The sequence below is a fragment of the Eubacterium sp. MSJ-13 genome (assembly GCF_018918235.1).
Taxonomy (GTDB): domain Bacteria; phylum Bacillota; class Clostridia; order Lachnospirales; family Lachnospiraceae; genus Butyribacter.
Genome location: NZ_JAHLQE010000064.1, coordinates 1 through 16,746 on the forward strand (window position 1 = coordinate 1; position 16,746 = coordinate 16,746).

General features: G+C 36.1%; 12 protein-coding genes and 1 other RNA gene. 12 read left to right on the forward strand and 1 reads right to left on the reverse strand.

All coding sequences use genetic code 11. The features are described 5' to 3' along the window. Positions 1-187 precede the first annotated feature (187 nt). Positions 188-453, forward strand: an RNA gene (ffs, locus tag KQI69_RS04055) — signal recognition particle sRNA large type. A gap of 164 nt (positions 454-617) precedes the next feature. Continuing rightward, a complete protein-coding gene (locus KQI69_RS04060; protein ID WP_216564021.1) occupies positions 618-2,954 on the forward strand; it encodes a Crp/Fnr family transcriptional regulator in 2,337 nt (778 codons plus the stop codon). Positions 2,955-3,117: 163 nt separating this feature from the next. On the opposite strand, the gene ymfI is transcribed toward KQI69_RS04060, so the two are convergent. Next, a complete protein-coding gene (gene ymfI / locus KQI69_RS04065; protein WP_216564023.1) occupies positions 3,118-3,846 on the reverse strand; it encodes an elongation factor P 5-aminopentanone reductase in 729 nt (242 codons plus the stop codon). A gap of 326 nt (positions 3,847-4,172) precedes the next feature. On the opposite strand from ymfI, the gene KQI69_RS04070 reads away from it, so the two are divergent. From KQI69_RS04070 to uvrB, 10 genes are all read left to right on the forward strand, one after another. Continuing rightward, a complete protein-coding gene (locus KQI69_RS04070) occupies positions 4,173-5,366 on the forward strand; it encodes a LytR C-terminal domain-containing protein (protein ID WP_216564025.1) in 1,194 nt (397 codons plus the stop codon). Positions 5,367-5,445: 79 nt separating this feature from the next. After that, the gene (locus KQI69_RS04075) at positions 5,446-6,180 is read left to right on the forward strand and encodes a WecB/TagA/CpsF family glycosyltransferase (RefSeq protein WP_216564027.1); all 735 of its coding nucleotides are present in this window, start codon (positions 5,446-5,448) and stop codon (positions 6,178-6,180) included. A gap of 276 nt (positions 6,181-6,456) precedes the next feature. Further along, positions 6,457-7,569 carry an ABC transporter ATP-binding protein gene (locus KQI69_RS04080; RefSeq protein WP_216564028.1) on the forward strand — a complete coding sequence of 371 codons (1,113 nt, stop codon included), beginning with the start codon at positions 6,457-6,459 and terminating at the stop codon, positions 7,567-7,569. Positions 7,570-7,875: 306 nt separating this feature from the next. After that, entirely contained in the window at positions 7,876-8,964 is a 1,089-nt protein-coding gene (locus KQI69_RS04085) for a CdaR family transcriptional regulator (RefSeq protein ID WP_216564029.1), read from the forward strand. A gap of 316 nt (positions 8,965-9,280) precedes the next feature. Beyond that, the gene (locus KQI69_RS04090) at positions 9,281-10,516 is read left to right on the forward strand and encodes a S41 family peptidase (protein WP_216564030.1); all 1,236 of its coding nucleotides are present in this window, start codon (positions 9,281-9,283) and stop codon (positions 10,514-10,516) included. Positions 10,517-10,875: 359 nt separating this feature from the next. Next, positions 10,876-13,017 carry a methyl-accepting chemotaxis protein gene (locus KQI69_RS04095; RefSeq protein WP_216564032.1) on the forward strand — a complete coding sequence of 714 codons (2,142 nt, stop codon included), beginning with the start codon at positions 10,876-10,878 and terminating at the stop codon, positions 13,015-13,017. A 247-nt stretch (positions 13,018-13,264) separates the two neighbouring features. After that, entirely contained in the window at positions 13,265-13,483 is a 219-nt protein-coding gene (locus tag KQI69_RS04100) for a DUF3791 domain-containing protein (protein ID WP_216564033.1), read from the forward strand. After that, positions 13,480-13,971, forward strand: coding sequence for a DUF3990 domain-containing protein (locus KQI69_RS04105; protein ID WP_216564034.1), 492 nt, complete (start codon positions 13,480-13,482; stop codon positions 13,969-13,971). The genes KQI69_RS04100 and KQI69_RS04105 overlap by 4 nt, the downstream gene beginning before the upstream one ends. After that, complete coding sequence (locus tag KQI69_RS04110) at positions 13,961-14,185, forward strand: hypothetical protein (RefSeq protein ID WP_216564035.1); 225 nt, start codon at positions 13,961-13,963, stop codon at positions 14,183-14,185. Before KQI69_RS04105 ends, KQI69_RS04110 begins: the two co-directional genes overlap by 11 nt. A gap of 183 nt (positions 14,186-14,368) precedes the next feature. Next, on the forward strand, positions 14,369-16,342 hold the full coding sequence (gene uvrB, locus KQI69_RS04115; protein WP_216564036.1) for an excinuclease ABC subunit UvrB: 1,974 nt from the start codon (positions 14,369-14,371) through the stop codon (positions 16,340-16,342). Positions 16,343-16,746 lie beyond the last annotated feature (404 nt).

A 16,746-nucleotide genomic window follows, 5' to 3' on the forward strand; every position in this document is an offset into this window, starting at 1 on the left:
GACTAAGGATCTAGTGTTGGCGACGACGTGAGGGTTCAAGTCCCTTCTTCCGCATTGCATATCGGATAAGGAAATCTTAAAAGGGTTTCCTTATTTTTGAATAATCAGGATTTTAAAATATAGTTATATAGTTATAGTCACAGTTATATTTTATAATCTGTATGTGGAAAGTTTTTTGTAAAAACTTCCGTGCTAGCTGGGGAATTAGCGGCTCCCTGTAACCTGCAATCCGCTATAGCAGGGGTGATGTCCTGTTTAGGGTTTGTCATTTGTGATGCTGCCCTTGGTAAGTGGCGTTGACGTTTTGGTCTTGCGCAATGGAAACTCATGAACCGTGTCAGGAGGGGAACCTAGCAGCACTAAGTGAGATATTTCGTGTGCCGTAAGGTAGCCGGAGCCGAGTTAACTGCCAAGGTAACGGTTGCAGTGATATTTTCGACACAGGATGCACGGATTTATATATATATTTATCTGAACAAGGCGAAGCCTTGTCTTTTTTTGTCTTTTTTTCTTGATTTACTAAATTGACGATAGGTGTATTAGCTTGTATAATAAAAGAAATATGAAACTAAAAAATTCATGTGGGATATGAGTTGTTGAAAAAGGGAGGAAAGGCATTGAAGGCGGATTTAAAACTAAATAGTGTAAATCAGATAATAAAAGACACTATAATATATGAACAGGGTGATGACATTTCGTCAGTCAGTCTGGTCGTAAAAGGGCGAATACGTATTAGTAAAGAAGGGGTAAATGTAGTAGTAGGTTCGGGAAATTTTATAGGTTTATGCGACTTGAAGGGCGATACATATAATGTTACTTATACTGCTGAGACAAATGCACTGATATATGCATTTTCGAAGATGCGCCTTACTCAGGCCGTCAGAGGTCTGATAAAGGCAAATAAGGATTATGCTGGGATTATGGTAGCATCTTTCAGCAGGCTTATTCGTGAACTTTCGATAACATATAATAAGATTACTGAGTTGGCAGATAAGCTGTATGATTTTTTACTTTCAGCCAGGGAAAGATATACTGAAATAGCTAAAAATGCAGGAATAAGGGCTGACAATATACGTTCTATAGATGAGATTGACGAGTATGATCATGATACTGTTGTTGATATAGATAAAGTAATGTATTACAGAGCATGCTGTGACGTTGCACCGGAGATACAGAAGGCTTATTTTGGTGCAAGTTCTACGATATCTGTATATCATGTTCTGGAGCAGATCAGTCTTATAAATATTCTTACAAGTGAGTGTGTGAGGGGGACAGAGTACCTTAGAAAGCTTGCAAATCCGCTGATAAAAGACGATAGAAGCTTATATATGCAGGTATTTCAGCTTACAAATACACTTCAGCGTGTTGGAGAAGATTCGGCTGAGGGTATGGCATTGTTTGAAGATATTATAGATAACACAAATATATTAGAGAATCTTTTGCTTGATAAGGCATGTGTTGATCTTGAGATTGATCATGATTTCATGGAAGATGCTTACTGCAATCTTTTAAATGGTGATGGTGCATCTAATAGTGACAGGGGTGATGAGTTAGCACTGACAGAGGGAGAATATCATGATATCAGTGAACTTAATGGTTCATTGTCATATATACTTGACTATTCGGAAATTGATTCGGATGAGGCTGCAGCTTTTGAAAAATATATAATTGCATTTGAAAAGATGGGAGATAAATTTTCTACAGATGATGATGCGAGAACATTAAGAAGAAATATATCAAAGATATATTATAAGATTTACAAAAAGGTATTCCTGAAGGATTATAAGTCTGTGGAAGAAACACCTGTAATCATCGATTTATTTTTGAGATATGGACTTTTGAGTGAAAGGCTTTTGAGTGAGGATCTTCTTGAACAGCTATTATCAATAGAACACCATGATACTTCGGGCGCATTGTGTACGGTTTATGATATGAAACAGTGGCTTACAGAGGTGATTGAGGGAAGAAAAGAGCCATCAAAGAGTGAATTTGACCTTGATTATGCAGAAAATTTGAGAGATCAGAAGAGAATAGGTGCATTGACTGATGAACAGGTAGATAAACTTACAAATGACAGAAATGCAAAATTTGAGTTTGAAGTAGACAATATGTTTAAAGCAAATCATCGTATTATGTGTGGTCAGGTATCAGCTTTTGTACCATTTTTACATAAAGACGGCTGTGCATCGTCACTTTTAAAAACATTTATGTCAAGTGACAGGATAAATGCAGCAGTACACAGACTTTTACAGATAGATTATTCTGCTTTTTATAGAGAAAGCCTTTATACTGGTGACGGTGAGCACATAAAGAAAGAATATATAATGGAAGAAGTTTTCCCTGATTTTATAGTGTTTCCTATATCAGGAAGCAATCCGGTCATGTGGCAGGAAATCAGCGGGAGAAAAAGAAATTCAAAAGGAAGGTTTCTGGTTCCGGCATTTCTTGATACTGACATTGATGCGGCTATGGTTAAATTGTTTGGAAGATTCAGATGGGAACTTTGCAGGACAATGCAGGGAACAGCATGGAATAATATACAGGTTAAGTCATTGACAAGTGAATACAGTGACTTTGTGCAGTTTTACAGAAAAAACAGGGATCTGTCTGAAGACAAAAAGGAAAAACTTAAGATGCAGATTCAGAAATGCAGAAATAATACAAGAGAAGTATTTGTAATTGATTATGAAAACTGGATCAAACATGAAGCACATGGAGGTCTGTTATTAACCAAACCGGTGCGTGAGATCATGGCTACATATTGTCCATTTGCCAAAGATATAAGAGAAGGAATAGAGGATCAGCCATTGTTCAAAGATGCAATGACCAGATTTAACAGAGAAAAGGGCAAGAAGACTAAAGAGTATGATCTTAAGTTCAGGGTATGGGATAAGGACAAGGTTGATGTGCCTGAAATCATTAAAAAGACAAGAGATTTTTATGTAAAAATGTAAAAAGATATAGAGTTTTTCAAAATTTTAACAAAGAGAGATTGTCGCAATAAGAAAATTTTATATAAAATATGTGTATTTGATAGTAAAAGAATTTATATTTTGTATAAATTTTCGTTAATGTGGCAGTCTCTCTTTTATAATGCACAAATAATCAAAAAACGGTTTATATCCAGCCGCCATCAAGGTTTATCACCTGACCTGTAAGATAATCACTGGTATTTGAAATATCAAAGGCAAGTTTTGCAACATCTTCCGGCTTTCCGATTCTTCCGGCAGGCACTTCGTCTATTACATTTTGAAGGTCTTCATCGTTGAGAAAACTATTCATGTCAGTATCAATTATACCACATGCTATTGCGTTTACTTGTATATTGCTTGGTGCGAGTTCTTTGGCAAGTGCTTTTGTGAATGAATTGATACCGCCTTTTGTAGCTGAATATGCAACTTCCGTTGATGCACCGACACACCCCCATACAGAGGAAATATTTATGATTTTTCCTGCATGTACATTTAACATAGAAGGAATGGCAAGTTTACAGCAGTTGAATACAGATGTGAGATTTGTTTCAACAATATTATGCCATTCTTCCGGAGTCATATCCTGTAGGAGCCCTATATAGGAAATACCGGCATTATTTATAAGGATGTCTGGTCTCCCGAAATTTTTAATGATAAGTTCAAAAAAATCTTCACAATTTTTATAAATTCCAATATCTCCAGCATATGAAACACAACTGACACCGCAGTTTAGAATTTTCTGTTTTAGTTTTTCAAGCTTTTCTAAGCTTTTATGACAACATATACATACATTGAATCCTTTTTGGGCATAGTAAAGAGCAATAGCACGTCCAATGCCGCGCGAAGCTCCTGTTACAACAACTGTTTTGTTCATGAATCTACCTCATTTCTATATTATAATATTGGGTCAAAAGGTATTTTGCCCCAAACTGATGCTACGGATTGATACATTATTATATGTTTTTGACCCTTGCATCATATTATATAAGTATAAATATACCATATATGTATTTGAATGTCAGAAATAAAGAAGCTGACTATAAAAATCATTTTTAAAATATATAGAATAAGTATTACGATTTAGTTAAAAAAGTTACAATACCGAGTCTTTTGCTTTACATAGAAATTTTTTTTTGATATAATACTTCATATGTTTTTTTAGTATTATACAAAAAGAATCAAGATTAGAAAGGTACAGTTATGAAAAAGAAGAATATAGCAAAGGTATTTGCGTTGAGTCTGTTAAAATCAATATTATTTATATTGCTCATAATTGCAGTAGGCTTTGCAAGTTACAAAATTTCATATATGGTTCTCTCAAACAATTCGGAAAATGTAGGAACATCTTCAAATGAAATCAAAGATATTATTGAGGAAGCACAAACAGATGAAATTTCAAAAAATCTAATATATGTAAGCGACGAGAATAAAATATCACATCTTATTTTGGAAATATGTAACACCAATACAAACAATATGGATTATATAACGATTCCGGTAGGAACAGACTATACTATACCTACTGACATGTATCAGAGACTTAGTACAGTTAATGAGGAGATACCGCAGATTGTCAGGATAGGCAGGCTTAAGCAGTATTTTCAGAAAGATGATGATGCATATGGTTATGGTGAACTTATCATAGAAAAGATGCTTGGAGTAAAGATAAGTTATTATACTGTAATAGACCGTGAAACATATATAAGTCATTATGCGAGAAGGAATGTAAATGTAAAATTTAAACCTTTATCGCTTGCAGAGTCTGAAAATGATAGGTCGGTTACAGTTACAGAGAAGATAAATGTGGCTAGTGAGAGTTATATAAATCAGTTGAAGGATATAAAGGGAGACCAGAAAAAGATAGCTGAGTTTATAAAGCAGCAATATGAGAGAGTGGATTCTAATCTTACGGTTTATAATAAGATAGGTTATGTAGAATGTTATGAAAAACTTGATCCGGAGCTTTTTCATTATTGGGGAATTCCAGGGAAGTATACGGACAATATATTCCAGGTAGATACAAAGGCATCAAAATTATTTATAGATAATCTTGTAAACAATGATACGACATATACACAGGCACAGGTGTTTGATAGAGTTGCAAGAACTTCGACAAAATCATCAAAAGGAAAGAGTATAATAGTATTAAATGGAAGTAAGATAGGCGGTCTTGCATCAGCAGCAAAGACAAAACTTACAAATGCTGGATATAAGGTGAAGAAAATCGGTGATTATACAGCAGCTACTTTGACACAGACAAAGATTATTGTAAAAGAGGATGGTGCTGGTAAAGATTTAGTACAGTATTTTAGCAATCCGGTTATAGAAACGGGGACAGTTGAGAGCGGATATGATATTAAGATTATCATAGGAACGGCTGATGCTAACAATTGACAGATATAGAAATAACAAATTTAAAATGCACGCCACTTATTAAGATGACGTGCATTTTTTGTGAAAGGCATGGTATATTATGCAATCAGTTGTAAATGTGATGGGTATGGAGATAGACATGCTCAGCAATGATGTATTTATTGAAAAGATAAATGCGTATTTAAATGATGATAAACTTGATGTGATATTTTTTGCATCTGCGGAGGTGATAAACAGATCCGCAGAAAATGAAAAATATCATGAACTTGTTGACAGAGCTGAACTGTTTTTGCCGGGAGAGGAGGCACTCCTGACAAATTATAAGATAGATATCCTGAAGGATGCTGGTATGGTAGTAAGTTGTAAAAGCTTTGGTATAATGCTTGAAAACCTGCAAAAACAGGACAGGACTATTTACATAGTTTCGGATGATAGCAGTGATATTGAAAATCTAAAGAATTACTGCAAAAAAAATCAGCCACAACTTCGTATTATCGGTTCATGCATCTACAGTGAGGATATGGAAGATGCAGCGATAGTAAATGAAATAAATACCTGCATACCTGATATTCTGCTTGTTGATCTTAGGACGGGCGTTCAGGAAAGCTGGATCATGGAACATGTAAATCTGTTGAATGCCAAATTATGTGTTGCGATTGGTGGAGTTGCACAGATAATTATGGCAGAAGAAAAAAAGATTCCAAAATGGATAAGAAAGATAGGTCTTGCTGGTTTATATGAAAAGATTGCAGTAGAGAGAATACCTCAGAAATTTTTTAAGGCGAGATTTTTTAGGAAAAGAATTGACATATATAACACCAAAAAAGACGAATAATTTGACTATTTTTAACAAAACTGATATTGCTTTTGGTTAAAACAGACAGTTTGAGGGTGCAATTATTGTGATATTTAATAATAAAACAGGCAAAAATTTATAATAAATCCTCTTTATATACTCTTTGCACAAAAAGTCAAAAATTTATTTGGCTATTTGTTCTATGGTAAATTATTTTAAGATAGTGTATTATACAAGCATGAAAGATGTGACAGGCAAAATTCACATTATTATATATTTTAAAATGAATTGTATGAAATTAGGAGGACGCACATAATGGCAAGCTTATCTTTAAAAAACATTTGTAAAACATATCCAAACGGATTCCAGGCAGTTAAAAATTTTAATCTTGATATTGCAGATAAAGAGTTTATCATCTTCGTAGGACCTTCAGGTTGTGGAAAATCTACAACACTCCGTATGATCGCAGGTCTTGAGGAAATTTCTTCAGGTGAGTTATGGATCGGAAATACTCTTGTAAATGATGTAGAGCCAAAGGACAGAGATATCGCCATGGTATTCCAGAACTACGCTCTTTATCCTCATATGTCAGTTTATGACAACATGGCATTTGGACTTAAACTTAGAAAAACTCCAAAGGAGAAGATTGACAAACTTGTTCATGAAGCAGCAAAGATTCTTGATATCGAGCATCTCTTAGACCGTAAGCCAAAGGCTTTATCAGGTGGTCAGAGACAGCGTGTTGCCATGGGTCGTGCAATCGTTCGTAATCCTAAGGTATTCCTTATGGATGAGCCTTTATCAAACCTTGATGCAAAACTTCGTGTACAGATGCGTATCGAGATTTCTAAGATACATCAGAGACTTGAAGCTACTATCATCTATGTTACACATGACCAGACAGAGGCTCTTACACTTGGTACTCGTATCGTAGTTATGAAAGATGGTGTTATGCAGCAGGTTGCTTCACCTATCGATCTTTATACAAAGCCTTGCAATGTATTCGTAGCAGGATTCATCGGATCACCTCAGATGAACTTCATCAATTGTAAAGCAGTTAAAGATGGTTCAGATGTTAAACTTGAGTTTGGTACATATTCAGTTAAACTTCCTGAAGGAAAAGCAGAGAAACTTGTTGAAGGTGGCTACATTGGTAAAGATGTTATCATGGGTATTCGTCCTGAGGATATCAAGGATGAAGAAATCTATGTAAACAATGGAACAGATAATGTCCTTGAGGCAACTGTAAAAGTTTACGAAATGCTCGGTGCTGAAGTATTCTTATACTTCACAGTAGAGGGATTTGACATCACAGTTCGTGTAAATCCTCGTACAACAGCACGTCCTGGCGATACTATCAAGATTGCACTTGATACAAGCAAGATTCATGTATTCGACAAAGAGACAGAGAAAGTTATTACAAACTAGTTTTTTGGGAATGTTATGTTATATTTTTGAAAAAGCAGTTTTATAAATTAAAGGGTCATCACATTTTTGTGATGGCCTTTTTTAGTCACTATAAAAAAGTATCATAGTATTCTGTTTAAACATAAAATTTGTTAAAATGCACAATTTTTATGCGTAATAATATAGTAAATATGGATATATTGTTTCATGGAGTATTTACTTTTGTGCAAATTGATGGTATAGTTTAGTAATGGAATCAAAAAATGTATTAAAAGCAAAATGTATTTTTACTTTTAAAATATAGATGATAAATGTTGGAGGGAATATATGATATCTAATCAGGTTTTACAGACTACAATAGATGGACTTAAAAATATTACCAGAATTGATATTTGTGTTATGGATACGGAAGGAAAAGCACTTGCCACTACTATAAATAATGTTGAAGAATATGAGGATGCAGTTATGGCATTTGTAGATTCTCCGGCGGACAGTCAGGTGCTTCAGGGGTATCAGTTCTTTAAGGTTTTTGACGATCATCAGTTAGAGTATGTTATCCTTGCAAAAGGTGACAGTGATGATGTGTATATGGTTGGAAAATTGGCTGCATTTCAGATACAGAACCTTCTTGTTGCATATAAGGAGCGTTATGACAAGGACAACTTTATAAAGAATCTTTTGCTTGATAATCTCCTTCTGGTAGATATCTACAATCGTGCAAAGAAGCTCCATATAGATACAAGTGTAAACAGAGTTGTATTTTTGATAGAGACAAAGAACGAAAAAGATTCAAATGCATTGGAGACAGTTAAGGGATTATTTGCAGGAAAGACAAGAGATTTTATAACTCAGGTAGATGAGAAAAACATTATTCTTGTCAAAGAACTCAAGGAAAATGAGGGATACGAGGATATGGATAAGACAGCAAATGTCATTCTTGATATGCTCAACACAGAAGCTATGATAAGTGTCCATGTTTCTTATGGAACTATCGTAAATGAGATAAAGGATGTGTCCCGTTCTTATAAGGAAGCGAAAATGGCACTTGATGTCGGAAAGATATTCTATAGTGACCAAAATGTCATCGCATACAGCAGTCTTGGAATAGGAAGACTTATTTATCAGCTTCCGATGCCGCTTTGCAAGATGTTTATAGGTGAGATATTCGGGGACAAGACACCGGATGATTTTGATGAGGAAACTATAGCTACGATAAATAAGTTCTTTGAAAACAGTCTTAATGTATCAGAGACATCAAGACAGCTTTACATTCATAGAAATACACTGGTATACCGACTTGACAAACTTGAAAAGAGTACAGGACTTGACCTCAGGGTATTTGATGATGCGATCACATTTAAGATAGCATTGATGGTAGTTAAATATATGAAATATATGGAAACATTTGAATTCTAAACTTCAATATACGCTTGACTATAGGCAGTAGTGTTCCCTGTTTATGCTGATATCGTAACTGATATGGTATCAGCATAGACAGGGGATTTTTATTTGTGAGAAGGTTGTGGAAGTTTATAATATTTTGCTCACAAAACCTATGACTTCAGAATGTAGGATGAATGGCGTCACTTGGCAGCAGGGTGTTAATGTTAAGGAATTACGAGTAAAAGTGCATATTGGAAAAGTTCTTTTAAGTGTGATAATATCATATAGATGGTAATATCATATAAATGGTATCCATAAATATAAAAAATGTGATTGGAAGAGAGTGCATATGAATATAAAAAACGAAACAATGACTTATTTAAAAGGTGTTTTGATGGGAGTTGTGGTGACTTTGACATGTTTTGTATTGCTTGTAACAGTGGCTTCTTACACGGGAAAACTTGATATAAGTTCAGTGGTAAACACAAAACAGAACAGCCAGATAACCAACGAACAGGCAGCGAAGATAAAGGATAAGATAAATTTGTTGTCTGCATATATAGATAAATATTATCTGAATGATATAGATTATGAAAAGATGGCGGATTCGGTTTATAAGGGAATATTAAATGGTCTTGATGATAAATATGCGGCGTATTATACAAAGGATGAATACAAGGATATCTCTGAAAAGTCTAGCGGCGTATTTTGTGGGATAGGTGCATATATGTCTCAGGACTCAAATACGGGAGTATTGACGATAATAGGTGTCGTGAAAGGAGGACCTGCACAGAGAGCAGGGGTAAAGAAAGGTGATATTCTTGTAGAAGTTGATGGAGAAAATATTGAAAGCAAGGATATCTCTTATATTGTGTCAAAAGTAAAGGGAAAAGAGGGCACAAGTGTTGAGATAACGGTAAACAGGAATAATGTGGCAGAACCGTTGAAAATGAAGATAAAAAGAGAAGTTATAAAAGATAAGACGGTTTCTCATAAGATGCTTGATAATAATATAGGCTACATTTCAGTAAGCGGATTTGAGGAAGTCACTGAAAAACAGTTTATAAAAGCTGTAGATGACTTAGAGAAAAAAGGTGAGAAAGGCCTTATTATAGATTTGAGAGATAACGGTGGCGGACTTTTGAATACTGCGATAGGTATGCTTGACAGACTTCTTCCGAAAGAAATGGTAGTTTATACAAAGGATAAAAAGGGCATTGCACAGGAGTATTATACGAAAGACAAAAAAGAAGTAAATGTTCCTATTGTGATTCTTGTGAATGGCAATTCTGCAAGTGCATCTGAAGTATTTTGTGGAGCGTTAAGAGATTATGGAAAGGCGAAGCTCATCGGGACAAAAACTTTTGGAAAGGGTATAGTACAGTCATCGTTTGCTCTTGAAGATGGCACAGCCATAAAGTTTACTACATCTAAGTATTATACGCCTAAAGGAACAAATATACATGACAAAGGTTTTGAACCTGATGTAAAGGTTGAATATACCGGCAAGCGTATAAAGTTAGAGGAAAGCGGTGTAAAAGTCGATAATCAGGTTAAGGCTGCGCTTGACTATCTCAGCCAATAAAATTTTAACACTATCAAGAAAGTCCCCACGGTTATATTGCGTAGAGCAATAAGTGGGGGTGGGGACTTCCTTGTATTAGGAGGGGCACAAGCCCCTTTTGATATGCTGCGATAGCAGCTAATAGTGTTTATGAGCAAGTAGCAAAGCGGATTGCGAATATCCGCTTGACCAGTTATTTGGAAAGTCATATAGAGAAATATAAAAAATGACATACCGAAAAAAGCCTGTTTTCAAATGATTACGGAATATATAGTATATTGTTACATTTTTTTTACAGTGATATAATTGTAGTTGGTTGTTTAAGTGTAAAGCACAAAAGCACACGATTATAAAGTACATGAAAAAGAGAGGAAAGTTATATGAGTTCAAAACAGAATGGAAAAGCAATGTCGGCAGTTGAGAAGTTTAGAAATAAAAAACTGTCATATAAGATCTCAGTAGCCACAGCAATGCTTCTCGGAGTATGTCTGGCAATAATGGTTGCCATTAGTGCAGCATTGGCAGGTCGTTCACTTAGCAGCAGTATCAACGGTGAGTTTACGGGAATTGCAAAAGAAAACGGCCAGATGGTACAGAACATAATAACAAATGCGTCAAATACTGCTACTATTCTTCAGGAATATCTGGAGAAAAAGTATGACGAATATTCAAAAAAGGGGTACGATGGACGTAAGGAAAAAAGTGATGTATATGATGTATCACTTCAAAGTATGAATAAGGAGATTGAAAACTTTATTGTCAATCTCGCAACTTCGACAGCTAAGAATAATGAAGAAATTGCGGGTGTTGGAGTATTCTTTGAGCAGGATGCGTTTGATCCGGCAATAAAAGATTATACAGTTTATGTTAGTTCTGACGATGCAGAAGCAGGTAAAGTTCAGAGCTATGGAAAATACAGTGATTACAGTAAAAATGAATATTATAAGCAGGCTGCTGAGACACAGCAGGATTATTTTACTGACCCATATGAGGATCAGGGAATAACAATGGTAACAGCATCATTCCCTATTGTTTATGATGGAGAGACTAAGGGAATAATAGTAGTTGATATAAATATTGAAACATTTAGCAAACTTAATTCATCAGATTCAAAATATCCAAGTATGTATGTTGATGTTTATAATGCAAACAGTACAATGGTCTATGATAGTGAATCAAATGATTATGTAGGGCAGAAATTAAGTGAACTGATTTCTGAAAGTGATTATAAAAAGATTGAGAATGGCATGAAGACAGGAAAGAGTTTCAGTGTCAGCACGAAGAAGGATGATGGAAGCAGTATCGTAAGGTATTATGCACCTATTCAGGCTGCAAATCAGACATGGTGGGCAGCGAGTGCATTAAAGAAAACAGACCTTTATAGTAATACTGTTAAACTTGTCTTAATGATGGTCATTATTTCGATTATTACTTTGGTAGTTATCATTATTGTAAGTTCGCATTTTGTACGAAGTTATATACAGCCTATCAGTGGCGTTATGGAGGTTGCTGATAAGCTCTCACATGGTGATTTTTCTGTATCACTTGAAGCACAGCATACAGATGAGATCGGAGAACTTGCTGATACATTTTCAAGAATGGCAACTACACTTAGCAGTATCATAAAGGATCTTACAAGAGGACTTAATGATATGGCTACCGGAAACTTTAATATTGCACCTAGTGTAGAGCATGTCGGTGATTTCAAACATATCGAAGTGGCGTTGGTAAAGGTTATTAATGACCTGTCTCATACATTAAATGAGATCAATGCAGCTTCAGAACTTGTTGCGGCAAATGCAGCACAGATATCTCAGGGTGCACAGTCTCTTACTGATGGAGCAATGGATCAGGCAAGTTCGGTTGATGAATTGCAGAGTACAATAGTAAATGTTTCAGAGCAGGTTGAGAAGAATGCTGAAAATGCAAATATAGCTAATGACATGGCAAAGGTTGTCGGTGAGGATATCATAAGCAGCAATGAGCAGATGCAGCAGGTTGTAGAAGCTATGGAAGTGATAAATGAGAGTTCTGCACAGATAAGTTCTATCATAAGTACGATAGATGACATAGCAGAGCAGACTAATCTTCTTGCACTCAATGCATCAATAGAGGCAGCAAGAGCCGGCGAGAGTGGAAAAGGATTTGCGGTTGTTGCTACTCAGGTAGGAGTACTTGCGACACAGAGTGCAGAGGCAGCCAAGAATTCAAATGACCTTATCGTAAAGGCAATGCAGGCGGTTGATGATGGAAAGAAGGTTGTTGATGAAACAGCCCAGAAACTTCTTGCATCTGTCAAAAAGACAAATGACCTTGTTAAAAATATAGGTGAGATAACAGAGGCATCTGACAAGCAGTCACAGGCACTTTCACAGATTTCTGATGCAGCAAATCAGATAGCAGCCGTTATTCAGGAGAATACTGCCATGGCAGAAGAAAGCTCGGCAAGCAGTGAAGAACTTTCAGCACAGGCTGATAAACTTAAAGAGCTTATAAGTGTATTTACGCTTATACAGGAATAGGATATCGTATAATATAATTTATAATTGAATAATCTTATCAAAACAGAGGTATTGTGAAAGCAGTGCCTCTGTTTTGGTATTTGGGAATGTTGTTGCAAAACATATGTTTATTTAGTATAGTATAGGTGAAAAGCGGGTGGATGAAGTGTTTGGTGACTTTTTGATAATAATTGGGAAATATAGTGTATAAATATAAAGTGCTTGTTATAGTGTAAGTATAAATATGACAGAAGGGTTGGTTGTGATTATGTGTGAGAAAAAAGAATTGAGTTTTTCAATATTCATGCTATATAGTCTTGCGGATAAATGGAACATGTCTCCAGCCAAAGTGTATAAAATATTAAATTCAACCGGAATTTTGGATAATTATATTATTAAATGCTATGATGTTCTTCATACACAGGGAAAAGAATATTTGGTTGAAGATATTACTGATTATGTGAGAGAAAAAGGAGTTAATGTATGATTGTATATCATGGATCAACAGAAATTATAAAAAATCCAGATGTAGTACATTCAAAAAAGTATTTGGATTTTGGCAGAGGATTTTACATTACAACTTTTGAAAATCAGGCAAAGAAATGGGCAGTTCGAAAGGGTATGAGAAAGGAAAAAACTGCAATAGTTAATGTTTATGAATTATCTGAAGAATGGGATGATTTTAGAGTATTATCTTTTCAAAAAGAAAATGAAAAATGGCTTGATTTTGTATGTGCATGTAGAAAAGGACAACCGTTAAATAAAGAATATGACATTATTATAGGAAATGTTGCAGATGATGATGTGTTTAAGACTGTAGATATGTATTTTAAAGGATTGTGGGATAAGGAAAAAGTTTTGGGGGAATTGCGATACTATAAGATGAACAATCAAATCTGTATTGTAAATCAAGAAATACTGAATCGACTTATCACTTTTAAAAGGGCATATGAGGTGGAAAACAATGGTAGATAAAAAGCAATTGGAAGAAGTTTATAAACAAAATCTGGAAAATGATATTATTAATGCAATTTCCGAAATGAAAGGTATTGATTTACGAAAGGCATTTGATATTTATTATTCCAGTAAACTTGCTGAACAAATTTCAAACGACAGTTATGGAATAGAAAATATGGATGCAAAATATTTAGCAGAAGATTTGATTGAGAATGAGCCGGAGTTATTTTAACACTATCAAGAAAGTCCACCACTTCTATTGTGTAGAGTAATAGTGGTGGGTGGGGATTTGCTTGTATTAGGAGGGGTATAAGCCCCTTCTGATATGCTGCGATAGCAGCTAATAGTATTATGAGCAAGTAGCAGAGCGGATTGCTAATATCCGCTTGGCAAAGCATGTAAGGAGGAATCTACAATGAGTGAGTTCAAATTAAAAGCTCCATATGAGCCAACCGGAGACCAGCCACAGGCTATCGAGGAACTTGTAAAAGGATTTGAAGAAGGTAACCAGTTTCAGACATTGCTTGGTGTTACAGGTTCGGGCAAAACTTTTACAATGGCAAATGTTATACAGAAACTGAACAGACCTACACTTATAATCGCACATAACAAGACTCTTGCAGCACAGCTTTATGGCGAGTTTAAAGAATTCTTTCCTGAAAATGCGGTGGAATATTTTGTCTCCTATTATGATTATTACCAGCCGGAGGCGTATGTTCCGTCATCCGATACTTATATAGAGAAGGATTCATCTATAAATGATGAGATTGATAAATTAAGACATTCTGCTACGGCAGCTCTCACTGAGAGGAGGGACGTCATCATTGTTGCGAGTGTTTCCTGCATATATGGTCTTGGAAGTCCTATAGACTATCAGAATATGACTGTTTCTCTAAGACCGGGGATGATGAAGGACAGAGATGAGGTTATCAAAAAACTTGTAGAGATTCAGTATGCCCGCAATGATATGGATTTTAAGCGTGGCACTTTCAGAGTGCGTGGTGATGTATTGGAGATTTTTCCTGTTTCGGAGTCTGATATGGCACTCAGAGTTGAATTTTTCGGGGATGAGGTTGACAGGATAACACAGATAGATGTGCTTACGGGGGAGATAAAGGCAGAACTTGAGCATATGGTTGTGTTTCCGGCATCTCATTATGTGGTAGACCATGACAATATGAACAGAGCAATAATAGGTATAGAAAATGAACTTGAATACAGAGTTAAGGAGTTTAAAAGTCAGGATAAACTTCTTGAAGCACAGAGAATTTCGGAGAGAACGAATTTTGATATAGAGATGCTTCGTGAAACGGGGTTCTGTTCTGGAATAGAAAATTATTCAAGACATTTATCAGGACTTAAACCGGGGCAGCCGCCTCATACATTGCTTGATTATTTTCCTGATGATTTTATCATAATGGTTGATGAGTCGCATATCACGATACCTCAGATAAGAGGGATGTATGCGGGTGACCGCTCAAGAAAAAATACGCTTGTGGAGTATGGTTTCAGACTGCCATCGGCACTTGACAACAGACCTCTTAATTTTGATGAGTTTGAGAGCCATATAAATCAGATGCTCTTTGTGTCTGCAACACCGAATGTGTATGAGAAAGAACACGAGCTTGCAAGAGTTGAGCAGATTATAAGACCAACGGGACTTCTTGACCCGGAGATTACAGTTAAACCTGTAAAGGGGCAGATTGATGACCTTGTAGGTGAGATAAGAAAGACGCTTGATGCCGGAAATAAGGTTATGATAAATACACTTACGAAAAAGATGGCGGAGGATCTGACAAATTATCTGAAAGAGATAGGTATAAGGGTGAGATATCTTCATTCTGATATAGATACGCTTGAGCGTTCGGAGATAATCAGGGATATGCGAATGGATGTGTTTGATGTACTTGTTGGAATCAACCTTCTGCGTGAGGGACTTGATATACCTGAGATTGAGCTTGTGGCTATTCTTGATGCTGATAAGGAAGGATTCCTTCGCTCTGAGATATCGCTTATACAGACTATTGGAAGGGCGGCTAGAAATGCTGATGGGCGTGTTATCATGTATGCGGATGTTATGACTGACTCGATGAAGAATGCGATAGATGAGACTAACCGAAGAAGAAAGATTCAGGCGAAATATAACGAGGAGCATGGTATCACTCCGCAGACGATAAAGAAGGCTGTAAGAGAGCTTATAAGTATTTCAAAGAAGGTTGAGACAAGCAGTGAGGATATAACCAAGGATATCGAGTCTATGAGTGAGAAAGAGATTGATAAACTTGTTGCGAAGCTCAAGAAACAGATGCATACGGCGGCAGCAGAACTTAATTTTGAGTTGGCGGCGAAACTGCGTGACCAGTTGTTGGAGATTGCGGGGCGAAACTAGGTTGTGAGGGCGAAACTTAGGGAGGTTGTGAGGGCTTGCGAGTGGGCTGCTAAGTAACAGCCGCAGGCACGCTCTCGCTATTTGTAGCTCGCAGCGGTACATAAAGTGCTAAAAGACAGCACTTAAGTACCGGCGGCTACAACAATGCCTGCTTGTGTTACTTAGCAGCCCACTCGCAAGCCTATATACGGTATTGGTGCTTCGCGATGTGGAGAATTTGATAAGAGATTGTTTGGTGTTTCGCGATGTGGAGGTTTTGATAGGAAAAGTGTTTGTGGTTTTGGGATGTGGAGAATTTTGGTAAGAGATGTTTGTGGTTTCGTGATGGAGGGATTTGATAGGAAAAGTGTTTGGGATTTTGCGATGTGGAGGTTTTGATTGGGAGATTGTTTGTGGTTTCGCGA

Bases quoted from the DNA above. Each gene is read 5' to 3' on its own strand.
- KQI69_RS04080 (WP_216564028.1), top strand. From the start codon at position 6,457: ATGGCAAGCTTATCTTTAAAAAACATTTGTAAAACATATCCAAACGGA.
- KQI69_RS04095 (WP_216564032.1), top strand. From the start codon at position 10,876: ATGAGTTCAAAACAGAATGGAAAAGCAATGTCGGCAGTTGAGAAGTTT.
- KQI69_RS04075 (WP_216564027.1), top strand. From the start codon at position 5,446: ATGCAATCAGTTGTAAATGTGATGGGTATGGAGATAGACATGCTCAGC.
- KQI69_RS04085 (WP_216564029.1), top strand. From the start codon at position 7,876: ATGATATCTAATCAGGTTTTACAGACTACAATAGATGGACTTAAAAAT.
- KQI69_RS04070 (WP_216564025.1), top strand. From the start codon at position 4,173: ATGAAAAAGAAGAATATAGCAAAGGTATTTGCGTTGAGTCTGTTAAAA.
- ymfI (WP_216564023.1), bottom strand. From the start codon at position 3,846: ATGAACAAAACAGTTGTTGTAACAGGAGCTTCGCGCGGCATTGGACGT.
- KQI69_RS04090 (WP_216564030.1), top strand. From the start codon at position 9,281: ATGAATATAAAAAACGAAACAATGACTTATTTAAAAGGTGTTTTGATG.
- KQI69_RS04105 (WP_216564034.1), top strand. From the start codon at position 13,480: ATGATTGTATATCATGGATCAACAGAAATTATAAAAAATCCAGATGTA.
- KQI69_RS04110 (WP_216564035.1), top strand. From the start codon at position 13,961: ATGGTAGATAAAAAGCAATTGGAAGAAGTTTATAAACAAAATCTGGAA.
- KQI69_RS04100 (WP_216564033.1), top strand. From the start codon at position 13,265: ATGTGTGAGAAAAAAGAATTGAGTTTTTCAATATTCATGCTATATAGT.
- uvrB (WP_216564036.1), top strand. From the start codon at position 14,369: ATGAGTGAGTTCAAATTAAAAGCTCCATATGAGCCAACCGGAGACCAG.